At 71.1% G+C, this 12,982-nt stretch carries 8 protein-coding genes and 1 riboswitch; of the genes, 1 reads left to right on the top strand and 7 read right to left on the bottom strand.

From position 1 onward, the window contains the following. Nucleotides 1-23: 23 nt before the first annotated feature. The 7 genes from ACIHAR_RS10940 to gcvT form a co-directional block, all read right to left on the bottom strand. Complete coding sequence (locus ACIHAR_RS10940; RefSeq protein ID WP_400018659.1) at nucleotides 24-1,028, bottom strand: TauD/TfdA family dioxygenase; 1,005 nt, start codon at nucleotides 1,026-1,028, stop codon at nucleotides 24-26. A 23-nt stretch (nucleotides 1,029-1,051) separates the two neighbouring features. Then, nucleotides 1,052-4,336, bottom strand: coding sequence for an amino acid adenylation domain-containing protein (locus tag ACIHAR_RS10945; RefSeq protein ID WP_400018662.1), 3,285 nt, complete (start codon nucleotides 4,334-4,336; stop codon nucleotides 1,052-1,054). A 4-nt stretch (nucleotides 4,337-4,340) separates the two neighbouring features. Continuing rightward, nucleotides 4,341-6,956 (bottom strand): Pls/PosA family non-ribosomal peptide synthetase, encoded by a 2,616-nt coding sequence (locus tag ACIHAR_RS10950; RefSeq protein WP_400018664.1) that lies wholly within the window; start codon nucleotides 6,954-6,956, stop codon nucleotides 4,341-4,343. Between the two features lie 333 nt (nucleotides 6,957-7,289). Continuing rightward, entirely contained in the window at nucleotides 7,290-8,657 is a 1,368-nt protein-coding gene (locus ACIHAR_RS10955) for an L-serine ammonia-lyase (protein WP_365460158.1), read from the bottom strand. 98 nt (nucleotides 8,658-8,755) lie between these two features. Then, on the bottom strand, nucleotides 8,756-10,021 hold the full coding sequence (glyA, locus tag ACIHAR_RS10960) for a serine hydroxymethyltransferase (RefSeq protein ID WP_365460161.1): 1,266 nt from the start codon (nucleotides 10,019-10,021) through the stop codon (nucleotides 8,756-8,758). A 14-nt stretch (nucleotides 10,022-10,035) separates the two neighbouring features. Further along, on the bottom strand, nucleotides 10,036-10,413 hold the full coding sequence (gene gcvH / locus ACIHAR_RS10965; protein ID WP_365460164.1) for a glycine cleavage system protein GcvH: 378 nt from the start codon (nucleotides 10,411-10,413) through the stop codon (nucleotides 10,036-10,038). 130 nt (nucleotides 10,414-10,543) lie between these two features. After that, a complete protein-coding gene (gene gcvT / locus ACIHAR_RS10970) occupies nucleotides 10,544-11,671 on the bottom strand; it encodes a glycine cleavage system aminomethyltransferase GcvT (protein ID WP_365460167.1) in 1,128 nt (375 codons plus the stop codon). Nucleotides 11,672-11,844: 173 nt separating this feature from the next. Beyond that, a riboswitch (glycine riboswitch) is annotated at nucleotides 11,845-11,953 on the bottom strand. Nucleotides 11,954-12,129: 176 nt separating this feature from the next. Between gcvT and ACIHAR_RS10975 the strand changes: the two genes are divergently transcribed. Continuing rightward, nucleotides 12,130-12,807 (top strand): AAA family ATPase, encoded by a 678-nt coding sequence (locus tag ACIHAR_RS10975; RefSeq protein ID WP_365460170.1) that lies wholly within the window; start codon nucleotides 12,130-12,132, stop codon nucleotides 12,805-12,807. The last annotated feature ends 175 nt before the right edge of the window (nucleotides 12,808-12,982 follow it).

Below are 12,982 nucleotides of genomic sequence, written 5' to 3' on the forward strand. Positions count from 1 at the left end.
CCTCGCGGTGGGACGGGCGGTGCTCATCGGCCCGCCGGTGTGACGGTCGGCGAGCAGTCGGACAGGCGTACCGGGTCCGCCAGCGCGGCGAGGACCTCGCGCGGCCCCTCGAACGGCTCCCTGCTGTGGGCGGTGCGGACGTTGTCGACGATCAGCAGATCGCCGGCCTGCCACGGCTCGCGCACGGTGTGCGCCTGGTAGACCTCGTTGATCAGCTGGACGACGTCCTCCCCGACCGGATCGCCGTCGCCGTAGCGGGTGTTGAACGGCAGGCCGTCGGCGCCGTAGACGTCCACCAGGTACTCGCGCACCTCCGCCGCGAGCGTCCACTCGTTGAGGAAGGCGATCTGGTTGAACCAGCAGCGCCTGCCGCTCACCGGGTGGCGCACCACCGCGCTGCGGCGCTGCCTGGTGCGCAGCCCGCCGTCCGGCTGCCACTCGACGTCGATCGCGTGGGCGCGGCAGTAGCTCTCCACGGCGCCGCGGTCCTCCGTGCCGAACGCCTCGGCGAAGGACGCCCCGATCTCGTCGTTGTAATTGCGGGTGAGCAGCCAGCCCTCCCTCTCGAACCGCTCGACCAGCCCGGCCGGCAGCGCGTCGAGCACGGCCACCGAGTCGGCCAGTGCGGTCGCGCCGCCCTCGGCGGGCGCGACGAGGCACGCGAAGAGCATCAGCCCGGGGAACTCGAGGGTGTAGCTCAGCTCGTGGTGCATGCACATCTGCTGGTTGGGCGGCCATTTGGTCGAGGAGTACACGCCGTCGCCGTGGGCCCGCCGGGGCGCGAACGACTCCGTCTCGGCCATCAGGTCGCCGGCCAGCCGCCGGAAGACGGCACCGGTCCCGGCCGCGTCGCGCAGCCCGAGGCCGCGCACCAGGACCGACCCGTGCTCGGCGACCGCCTCGCGCAGCGCGGCCCGGTGCTCGGCCGCCCAGCCCGCCGCGTCGCCGGCTGCCTCGGCCCGCAACAGCGGTGGTCGGCCGGGTTCCAACTGCACCTCGAGCCGAGGCGCCGGGGATGTGATCCGCATCGTGTGTCCTTTCGTCTCTCGCCTCACCGGGAAGCCGGCAGTCCGGCGGCGCTCAGCACGGCCCGCGCCGCCTCGGCCGGACGGGTACGCAGGAAGTAGTGGCCGCCGTCGGGGAGCTCATGGAGGTCGACGTGTTCGGCCAGGACCTGCCAGTCGAGGTACCGCTGCCGGAACTCCGCCGTACTCGGATCGTCGCCGGCGACGACGACGGTGACCGGCGCGGTCAGCTTCGGGGCCGGCGGGGTGTCCCGGACGCCGGCGAGGTAGCGGTGTGCCGACGCGCAGTCGTGCCGGTAGGCCGCGCCGATGCGCTCGAGGCGCCGCGGGTCCAGCTCATCGAGCCCGGCCGGCCCGTGGCCGGCGCTCAGCCGTGCGGCGATCTCCGCATCGCTCAGTACGCTCAGTCCGTCGACGGCGGCGCGCCGGTCGGCGGGGTCCCCGAGCAGCTGCGCGCCGAGGAACACCCGCCGGACGCGCACCCCGAGGCCCTCCAGCCTCCTGGCCGCCTCCACGGCGAACGCGCTCCCCGAGGAGTGCCCCCACAGCAGGACGTCACCGAGGCCGAGTCGGGTGATCTCGGCGACGACCTGCTCGACGACCTCCTCCAGGGGCGCGAACGGCTCGCTCTCGGCCGCCGGGTCGTGCCCGGGAAGCTCCACGGCGTAGACCGCCGGCCCGCCGTCCCGCAGCGCCCCGGCCAGCGGCTGGAAGTTCACCGCGTGGCCGCCCGCGTAGGGGAAGCACACCAGCGCGGCGCCCTGCGCCCCGTGCGGCGGCGACAGCGGCTGCAGCAGCCCGGCGCGCCGTTCGCACCGGCCGTCGACGAGCCGGGCCAGATCGGCGAGGACCGGATGGCCGGTCACGTCCTTGAGGGACACCGCACGGTCCAGGACGATCGCCAGCTTCACCGCGGACAGCGAGGTGCCTCCCCGGTCGAAGAAGTGGTCCCGTCGGTCGATCTCCTCCCGCGGGACGCCGAGCACCTGCGCCCAGGCGGCCGCCAGCCGGTGCTCCGTCGGCGTGGCCGGCGCCTGGCGGTCGTCGTCCACCACGTGGAGCTCCGCGGCGAGCTCCACCAGCCGCCTGCGGTCGATCTTGCTGTTGGCGGTCAGCGGCAGGCTCTCCCGCCAGTGGAAGGCCGAGGGGACCATGTACCCGGGCAGCGACTCACCGAGCCGGTTGCGCAGGACGTCCGCCCCGAGCGGCCGCGGACCGGTGTAGAACGCCACCAGGTGCCTGCTCCGGTCGGCCCGCTCGGCGACCACCACGGCACCGTCGCGGACACCGGGCACACGCAGCAGCGTGTTCTCGATCTCGCCGATCTCGATGCGGAAACCGCGGATCTTGACCTGGGTGTCCCGGCGTCCGAGGAACTCCAGCTTGCCCTCCGGCAGCCAGCGGCCGAAGTCCCCGCCCCGGTAGAGCCGTTCGCCCTCGCGGTGCGGATCGTCCAGGTAGGCCAGCCGGGTCCGCTCGGGATCGTTGACGTACCCGCGTCCCACGCACACCCCGGAGAAGACGATCGCACCGGGTGCGCCGAGCGGCACGGGTGACAGGTGCTCGTCGACGACGTAGACGCGCACATTGCCCACGGGGCGGCCGAGCGGGACCCTGTCGCGGTCCGGGACCCGGTCCATGACCTCGTGGTTGGTGTCGTCGGAGGTCTCGGTCAGCCCGTAGGCGTTGACCAGCTTGATGCCGGGCTGGACCGCGAACCAGCGCTCCGCGAGCTCCTTCTTCAGCGCCTCGCCGGTGACCGACACGCAGCGCAGGTCCGGGAACCGACGGGGGCGCTGCTCCAGGCAGGACAGCAGGACCTCGAGGTACGACGGCACCACCTGGAGCACGGCGACCCGGCCGTCGACGATCCTGTCGAGGAACCGCTCGGCGTCCAGGATCACCTCCTGCTCGACGATCAGCGTGCGCCCGCCGACCAGCAGGGCGGAGACCAGTTGCCACAGCGAGATGTCGAAGCACTGGGGCGCTGTCTGGGCGACCACCTGGCCCTCGCCGATGCCGAGGTCGTCGATCTTGGCGTAGAGGTGGTTGAGCATTCCCGCGTGCTCGCACATCGCCCCCTTGGGCTCACCGGTCGAGCCGGAGGTGAAGTAGATGTAGGCGAGCTGGTCCGCCGCGACGTCGACGCCGAGATCGTCCTCGGCACGGGGCTCCCGGCAGGCCGCGTCGACGAGGAGCGTGCGGACCCCGGGCACGGAGGTCAGGGCCTGGTCGAGGGTGGTGGTGCTGCCCGGCTCGGTCAGGACGAGTCGGCACTCGGCGCGGGAGAGCACGGCCGCGATGCGGTCGCCGGGAAAGTGCGGCTCGATGGGCAGGTAGACGCCACCGGCCTTGAAGATCGCCAGGACGGCGGCCATCCAGTCCGGGGTGCGTTCCATCACCACCGCGACGACGTCCTCGCGTCGCAGCCCTCGCGCCAGCAGGGCCCGGCCCAGGCGGTTGGCACGCGCGTTGAGCTCCCGGTAGGTCCACCGCCGGTCGCCGTGCACGACCGCCACGGCGTCCGGGTGCGCCGCCACGCGCTGCTCGAACAACTCGTGGAGCCGGCGGTCCGGCAGCTCCCGGTGGGGCCCGGCGAGCCCTTCGAGCTGGAAGCGGAGTTCCTCGGGGGAGAGCAGGCTCTGACGCCCGTGCTCGGCGTCCGGATCGGCGGCGAGCAGCGACAGCGCGGTGAGGTGGTACCCCGCGATGCGCGCGGCGCAGTCCGCGTCGAGCGCGTCGGGGCGGTACCGCAGCCGCAGCAGGCGTCGGCCTCCGTGGGAGGAGACGCCCACCCGGAGCACGACGTCCTCGCCGAGGTCCTCGTCGAGCCGGCCGGGTCCGTCGCGGTCACCGTCGTCGCCGTGGGGATCGAGCACCGTCTCGAACGCGGGCTCGGTCAGGTTCAGCTCCCGCCTGAGGGCCTCGACGGGGAAGTCCCCGTGGGCGGCCGTCTCCGACGCGACTCCGTGCGTCTCCTTCAGCAGCGTCCGCCACGAGTCGCCTTCGGTCGTCAGCCGGCAGGGGAGCGGCCGGCCGCCCTCGACGGCGACGAAGCCGGTGGTGACCTCTCTCTCGCCGGACAGGGCGGCGAGCACCTTGGCGTGCGCCGCCAGCAGCACCGTGCTGAAGGGCACCGCCAGCTCGTCCGCCAGCCGGCGCAGTGCCGCCGTGAGGTCGTCGGGGATCGCCGTCTCCTGGCGGGCGACGCCCGGCGAGGGATCGAGGGTCCACCGCGGGATCGTGGTGGACCCGCCGGCGACGAGCATGCCGCGCCAGAATTCCCGGCCGGTTTCCGCAAGCGTTTCCATCGGGTTATTTCTCTCCGCTCGACTTTCCGTTGCCACGCTGCTGTTCGCCACCGACCAGGACGCCCCGGCCGCTGTCGTCGCCATCGCGGAGAACGCGGGGTTCGGCCGCCTCGCTCCGCATTTCCCTGGCCGGGTTTCCTCCCCATCGCGCGCGCGGTGGGATTTCCTCGCCTTTCATGAGGAAGGAGTCGGGGGCGAGCACCGCGCCGTCCCCGATCGTCACGCCGTAGTGGATGAAGGCGCCGACGCCGAGAGTGCAGCCGGAACCGATGGTGCTGTGGTCGGACTTGAACGTGCCGTCCTCCTGCGAATGGCACTGGATCACGGTGCCCGCGTTGAGCGTGCAGTCGTCGCCGATGGTGACGAGCGTCCGCTCCGGCATGAAACAGCCGTCGTCGAAGACCCTTTTCCCGAGCCGCACACCCAGAAGGCGCCAGACGAGGCTTTTGAAAGGGGTGCCGTTGAACAGTGCGATCCGCTCCGTCATGGCCGTCAGCTTCCAGTAGCGCTCGTGCCGCCAGAAGGCGGTGTCGTAGATCGAGCAGTACAGGGGCCGCAGGGGCCGGAATTTCGTCGCGACGCGTTCGAGGAGAACGAAGTAGACGACACTGAAAAGGAGGGCGGCGACGGAGGCCAGCGCGACCACCGACGCGCCGAGCGAGGGGTAGAGCCCCGAGGCTCCGGAAGCGATCAGCACCACTCCGAGAACATGGATCCACCGCGTCAGCAGGAACAGGCCCAAGGTGGCGGCATTGTGCTTGTCCTTGGCCGCGAGGTGGCGGCTCAGCTCGTCGTCGGTCTTCAGGTGGTCGAATCTGCTGTCGCGTTCGACCGAGCGGGGAATCTCGAAGCACGGCGAGCCCAGGAGACCGACGCCCTCCCGGAGGGGCCCGTCGATGGGGACCATGACCTTCGTCGCGAGAAGGCAGTTGTCGCCCGTCCTCCCTTGCACGGGATAGTGGATCCTGTTCCCGAGGAAGTTCCGCGGCCCGATCGACACCCGGGACACGCGGAAGGACGTGCTGGAGAAGTCGGCGTTGATCACGGAAAGCCCGTCGGCGACCATCGTCCCGCTGCCGACCTTGGTCAGGAACGGGGTGTCGTGCTTCATCTCCGTGCCGAAGTTCGACCCCGTCTGCTCGACGCGGGAGAGGTCGTACCCGATTCCGCGCAGATAGTGGACGATCCAGGAGCTGTCCCCGAAGAGGACCTTGAAGAACTTGCGGTTGGTCAGGCGCTCGATCGCCCGGTGGACCCCGTAATGGAAGCCGTACAGGCGGTAGACCCGGTCCGGCTCGATCGCGAGGTGGAGCGCCCGGGGAACGGTGACCACCAGGAGCAGGCCCACCAGCGCGGAGCCGAAGAAGCCGACGAAGGACACCGCCAGGGCGTCGAGATAGAACGCCCAGCCGGTGAAGGCCGGGGACTGGCCGTCCGCGAGCGCGGTCGGGTTCGGGATCACACTGAGCAGGAGGGTCACACCGCCGACCGCCAGCGGCAGGTAGAGGAACAGCGTGCCCAGTACCTGGGCGACGGTGAACAGGACCTTGCGCGCGGTGCCGCACTCGACGGGGCCCACCGTGCGGTAGTCCGTTTCGGTCGGCTGCGCCGGCGAGCCGTGCCAGCGTTCCCCCGCGGGCACCGCCTGCCCGGAGTGCAGGGAGGAGGAGTGGCCGAGCTGCGCCCCGTCGCCCAGCGAGGTCCCGATGTCGAGCACCGTCGCCTCGCCGACGAACGCGTCGCTGCCGATGGTGACCGTTCCCGTCTGGATCAGGCCGTCGTGGGCCCGGTAGCAGCTGAAGAGCGAGTCCTTGCGGATGACCGTGCCCGCGCCGATGGTGAGCAGGTCGGTGCAGATGGGGATATTTCGCGATAAAACGGCGGCGCCGCGACCGACGTGCGCACCCAGCGCCCGCAGGTGGAGCACATGGAGCGGGGAGCCGGCGAACAGGAGGAGGGGGCTCGACCGGAGCAGCGTCCTGACGACCCAGAAACGGAAGTACGCCAGGCTCCAGACGCGGATCTGCCGTGGCTTCCAGCGGCCGATGAGGGTCCACTTCGCCACGATCGGAAGAAGGCACAGGGCGAGGAACGCCACGCCACCGAAGAGGACCGCCCTCAGGTAGATGTCGATCAGCCCGGTGCCCCGGTACACCCAGTTGAATCCCGCGACGGCGACGAGTGCCGCCGCGAAGGACCATCCGAGGAAAGCGAGGAACTGAAGGGTTCCGCAGAATATGTGCTGCAGACCGCCCGCCGGTCGTGCCGGTCGTTCCGTCTCCACCGGCGCCGGAATCGGCGGCCCGTCAGGAGAAGGCGACGTCCGCTCGAGCGCTGCCGTCAGGCTTCTTATCGTCGGGTGCCGGTAGACGTCCTTCATCGAGATCGACGGCAGGTCCGGCCGCTTTCTGACCCGTGCGCAGAACTGCGCCATGAGCAGGGAGTCGGCGCCCAGTTCGTCGAAGAAGTGACTGTCGGGCGGGACGTCGTCGACGCGCAGGACTCCGGACAGAACCTCGGTGAGGATCGTCTCGATCCCGGACGCCGGGTCGGTGTGCCCGCTCAGGGCGATGGACGGGTCCGGATCGGCCGTAAGGGCCTCGACGGGCTTTCCCTCCATGAGCTCTCCTCGGGCTCTCGACGCCATCGGTCCTGTGGTGAAAACCCGGTGCTTTCACGTTCACCGACGAGCCGAGGCTCGAGCAATCCGGAAGTCATAAGGCCGTCGACCGTGACTTCTCGGGAAACCGTTCGTCACCCGCCCTCAGTCTCAGCAGATCACCAACGGGTCGCCACTCAGGTTCGGCCGTGACGCGGCATCGGCTCAACAGGCGACGGAAGCCCCGGAGTCAACTGCCGCATGGCGTTCCGCCCGCTCCGAGGAGGGCGAGTGCCGGAAATCCTCCCCGGTGTTTTCCTCCACATGGCTCACTCCGCCGGGGGGCCGGATTCCTCAGCACTCGATGATGTTGACGGCGAGGCCGCCGCGGGCGGTCTCCTTGTACTTCACGGACATGTCGGCGCCCGTGTCCTTCATCGTCTTGATGACCTTGTCCAGGGACACCTTGTGCGAGCCGTCGCCGCGCATCGCCATGCGGGCCGCGGTGACCGCCTTCACGGCGGCCATGCCGTTGCGCTCGATGCACGGGATCTGGACGAGACCGCCGACCGGGTCACAGGTGAGGCCGAGGTTGTGTTCCATGCCGATCTCGGCCGCGTTCTCCACCTGCTCGGGGGAGCCGCCGAGGACCTCCGCCAGCGCGCCCGCCGCCATCGAGCAGGCCGAGCCGACCTCGCCCTGGCAGCCGACCTCCGCGCCGGAGATGGAGGCGTTCTCCTTGAAGAGCATGCCGATCGCGCCGGCGGCCAGCAGGAAGCGGACCACGCCCTCCTCGTCGGCGCCGGGCACGAAGTTCACGTAGTAGTGCAGGACGGCCGGGATGATCCCCGCCGCGCCGTTCGTCGGCGCCGTGACGACCCGCCCGCCGGCCGCGTTCTCCTCGTTCACCGCCATGGCGTACAGCGTGATCCACTCCATGGAGTGCGCCAACGCATCGCCCTCGGCCCGCAGTTGGCGAGCGGTCACCGCCGCGCGGCGGCGCACCCGCAGACCGCCCGGCAGGATGCCCTCGCGGGACATGCCGCGGGCCACGCACGCCTGCATCACCCGCCAGATCTCCAGCAGACCCTCGCGGATCTCCTCCTCGGTGCGCCAGGCCCGCTCGTTCTCCAGCATGAGCGAGGAGATCGACAGGCCCGTCTCCTTCGTCAGGCGCAGCAGCTCGTCGCCCGTGCGGAAGGGGTACTTCAGGACCGTGTCGTCGAGCTTGATGCGGTCCGCGCCGACGGCGTCCTCGTCGACGACGAAGCCACCGCCCACCGAGTAGTACGTCTTGCTCAACAGCTCCGCGCCCTGCTCGTCGTGGGCCCACAGCGTCATGCCGTTGGCGTGGTACGGGAGGGCCTTGCGGCGGTGCAGGACCAGGTCGTCGTCGAAGGAGAACGGGATCTCGTGCTCGCCGAGCAGCCGGATGCGGCCGGCCGACCTGATCGCCTCCACCCGCTCGTCCGCCGTCTCCACGTCCACCGTGCGCGGCGAGTCGCCCTCCAGACCGAGGAGGACGGCCTTGGGGGTGCCGTGGCCGTGGCCGGTCGCGCCGAGGGAGCCGTACAGCTCCGTGCGGACGGAGGCGACGGAGCCCAGCAGGCCCTCGTTGCGCAGGCGCCGGGCGAACATGCGTGCCGCGCGCATCGGGCCGACCGTGTGGGAGCTGGACGGGCCGATGCCGATCGAGAACAGGTCGAAGACCGAGATGGCCACGGTGACTCCTCAAGACGGGGGGTGGTGCGGAAGGTTTCCTGTGGGGTGCCCCGCTCACCCACCTACGAGTGTGCAGGGCACCCCACGGAAAACGGGAACTACCTGGTCAGACCGGGGTACAGCGGGTGCTTGTCCGCCAGGGCGACGACCCGGGCCTTCAGCGCCTCGGCGTCGTAGGACGGCTTCAGCGCCTCCGCGATCACGTCCGCGACCTCCGCGAAGTCCTCGGACGTGAAGCCGCGGGTGGCGAGGGCCGGCGTGCCGATGCGCAGGCCGGAGGTGACCATCGGGGGACGCGGGTCGTTCGGGACCGCGTTGCGGTTGACGGTGATGCCGACCTCGTGGAGGCGGTCCTCGGCCTGCTGGCCGTCCAGCTCGGACTCGCGCAGGTCGACGAGGATCAGGTGGACGTCCGTGCCGCCGGACAGGACGTTCACGCCGGCCTCGCGGGCGTCGGCGGCGGTCAGCCGCTCGGCGAGGATCCGCGCGCCCTCGACCGTACGGCGCTGGCGCTCCTTGAACTCCTCGCTCGCCGCGACCTTGAAGGAGACCGCCTTCGCCGCGATCACGTGCTCCAGGGGACCGCCCTGGAAGCCCGGGAAGACGGACGAGTTCAGCTTCTTCGCGAACTCCTTCTTCGCCAGGATGACGCCGCCGCGGGGACCGCCCAGCGTCTTGTGGGTGGTGGAGGTGACGACGTCGGCGTGCTCCACCGGGTTGGGGTGCAGGCCCGCCGCGACCAGACCGGCGAAGTGCGCCATGTCCACCCACAGGTACGCCTCGACCTCGTCCGCGATCCGGCGGAACTCGGCGAAGTCGAGCTGCCGCGGGTACGCCGACCAGCCCGCGATGATCACCTTCGGGCGGTGCTCCTTGGCGAGCTTCTCGACCTCGGCCATGTCGACCAGGCCGGTCTCGACGTCGACGTGGTAGGCGACCACGTCGAACTGCTTGCCCGAGAAGTTCAGCCGCATCCCGTGGGTGAGGTGACCGCCGTGCGCCAGGTCCAGGCCCAGGACTGTGTCGCCCGGCTGGGCCAGCGCGAACAGGGCGGCCTGGTTGGCGGAGGCGCCGGAGTGCGGCTGGACGTTGGCGTACTCGGCGCCGAACAGCTCCTTGATCCGGTCGATGGCGATCTGCTCGGCGACGTCGACGTGCTCGCAACCGCCGTAGTAACGGCGACCCGGGTAGCCCTCGGCGTACTTGTTGGTCAGGACCGAGCCCTGTGCCTCCATGACCGCGGACGGAGCGAAGTTCTCCGAGGCGATCATCTCCAGCGTGGACTGCTGGCGGCGCAGCTCGGCGTCGACCGCGGCGGCGATCTCCGGGTCGAGCTCGTGCAGGGGCGTGTTCAGGACGGACATGCGTCTACGACTCCTCAGCCGGCGGTGTAGGCGGTGTACTCGTCGGCGGAGAGCAGCTCTTCCTGCTCGCCCGTGACGCGTACCTTGAACAGCCACCCGCCCTCGAAGGGGGCGGAGTTCACCAGCGACGGGTCGTCGGCGACGTCCTGGTTGACCTCGACGACCTCACCGTCGACCGGCGAGTACAGCTCGCTGACCGACTTGGTGGACTCGAGCTCGCCGCAGGACTCGCCCGCGGTCACCGTGTCACCGACCTCCGGGAGCTGGACGAAGACCACGTCGCCGAGCGCGTTGGCCGCGTGCTCCGTGATGCCGACCGTCGACACGCCGTCCTCGGCGGCCGACAGCCACTCGTGCTCCTTGCTGTAGCGCAGCTGCTGGGGGTTGCTCATGGCCTGAATTCTCCTGTACGCGGGGGAGTGCTGATGAATAGGGGCCTGCTGGAAGCACGCGTGAGCAGCGCAGATGTGCGCAGGGTCACGCGCTGCGACCGGCCTCGGTCGCTGCTTCGGCTTCGAGTCTCTACTTCTGGCGCCGGTAGAACGGCAGCGCCACGACCTCGTAGGGCTCGTGGCTGCCCCGGATGTCCACGCCGACGCCCGGCGTGCCCGGCGCCGCGTGGGCGGCGTCGACGTACGCCATCGCGATCGGCTTGCCCAGCGTGGGCGAGGGCGCACCGGAGGTGACCTCGCCGATCACCTCGCCGCCCACGACGACCGGGTACCCGGCGCGCGGGACGCGGCGGCCCTCGGCGACCAGGCCGACGAGGACGCGCGGCGGGTTCTCCGCGGAGCGGGCGGCCGCTTCCCGCAGGGCCTCGCGCCCCACGAAGTCGCCCTCCTTCTCGAACTTCACCACGCGGCCGAGGCCGGCGTCGAAGGGGGTCAGGTCGGTCGACAGCTCGTGCCCGTACAGCGGCATGCCCGCCTCCAGGCGCAGCGTGTCCCGGCAGGACAGGCCGCAGGGGACCAGACCGGCGGCCTCGCCCGCCTCGGTCAGCGACTGCCACAGCTCCACCGCGTGCTCCGGCCGCACGAACAGCTCGAAGCCGTCCTCGCCGGTGTAGCCGGTGCGCGCGATCAGCGCCGGGACGCCGGCGACGGTGCCGGGCAGACCGGCGTAGTACTTCAGGCCGTCGAGGTCGGCGTCGGTGAGCGACTTCAGGATGCCCGGCGACTCGGGGCCCTGGACGGCGATCAGCGCATAGGCGTCCCGGTCGTCGCGCACCTCGGCGTCGAAGCCGGCGGAACGCTCCACGAGCGCGTCCAGCACCACCTGGGCGTTGGAGGCGTTGGCGACGACCATGAACTCGTTCTCGGCGAGCCGGTACACGATCAGGTCGTCGAGGATGCCGCCGTCGGTGCGGCAGATCATGGTGTAGCGGGCGCGACCCGGCTTGACGGCGCTGATGTGACCCACCAGGGCGTGGTCGAGGAGGGCGGCGGCCTGCGAACCGGTGACGGTGATCTCGCCCATGTGCGAGAGGTCGAACAGGCCGGCCCGGGTGCGTACGGCGTGGTGCTCGTCGCGCTCGGAGCCATAGCGCAGGGGCATGTCCCAGCCGGCGAAGTCGGTCATCGTCGCGCCGAGCGCGCGATGGACGGCGTCGAGCGCGGTACGGCGCTGCTGGGTGGGTTCGGTACTGCTCATCGGGCGTTCGTCTCCCAAGGCAAGACTGGCGAGGTCGTTCCTCCCCATCTGTCATCGGAACCTGAGAGGTTCGCCATGATCGTGGATCACCGGTGAGCTGGAGTGATCGTGATCGTGGCTTGCACCTTGGGTGGAGCCGTCCCGGACGGGGTCGGCCCGCTTTTCAGATGTGCCTCGCCCGCGCGGTAACGGGGCCTGAGAGATTCAAGGGAGGGACTTGCTCCTTCGGCGCCCCGGCGAAGCTGTCACAGCTCCTGCCGGGAACTCTCCCGCGCGGATTCAAACGGCCGGTATGCAGTTGGCGCGCACATCATCGCACGGTCCGTCCGATCGCGGCAGGCCGCATCTGTAACCGGCTTGTGGCGGTACGCGCACGAAAACGGAAGACACCGGGCATTACCTTCTCTTTACGCTCGATGGGGAGAAGACTTGTCTGACCCCAGGGGAGGACGATCACGGTGAACAGGACCACGGGATACGCGACCACCTCGGCGCTCGCGCTGCCCGCGCTGCCCCCGCAGCCGGCGTCGCCGGGCAAGGAGGCGTGCGGTCCCGCGCCCGCGCCCGTCGTCCGCGACCTGCGTGACCGCGCCGGCCGCAGCCCGCGCGCACTGCTGTTCGGCCCGCACGACCTGGTCGTGGTGACGGGCCTGCCCGGCAGCGGGAAGTCCACGCTGATGAGGCGCGCGGTGACGGGCATCCGCGTCGACTCCCAGGACACCCGCGACCGCTGGGACGCCGCCGTGCCGCGCTTCCTGCCGTACGCGCTGTACCGGCCCCTCGTCCGCGTCGCCCACTACGCCGGGCTGCGCCGCGCCCTGCGCACCGGCGAGGGCGTGGTGGTGCACGACTGCGGGACGCAGGCCTGGGTGCGCCACTGGCTGGCCCGCGAGGCCCGCCGGCGCGGCGGCATCCTGCACCTGCTGCTTCTCGACGTCGCCCCCGGCACCGCGCTGGAGGGTCAGCGCGAGCGGGGCCGGGGCGTCTCCCGCTACGCGTTCCTGCGCCACCGCCGCGCCGCCTCCCGGCTGCTCCGCTCGGTCGAGAAAGGCCGCCTGCCCGGGGGCTGCACCTCGGCGATCCTCCTCGACCGCCCCGCGGCGGACGCCCTCCGCCGGATCGCGTTCACGGGCTGAGAACGGGGCCGACGGGTCGGGCGGGTCTCCCCGCCCGCGCCGACCCCACCGTTCCTGTCCCTGGGCGCTCCCCTCCGGACCCCCTGCCGTCCTGCCGGGCCGGCCTTCTCGCGCCGTGTCCTGCCGCGTCGGTGCCGGGTGGGAACCGGATGCCGGGGATCCGGGGCGCGGGCAC

It is taken from the genome of Streptomyces sp. NPDC052016 (assembly GCF_044548445.1).
Classification (GTDB): Bacteria; Actinomycetota; Actinomycetes; order Streptomycetales; family Streptomycetaceae; genus Streptomyces.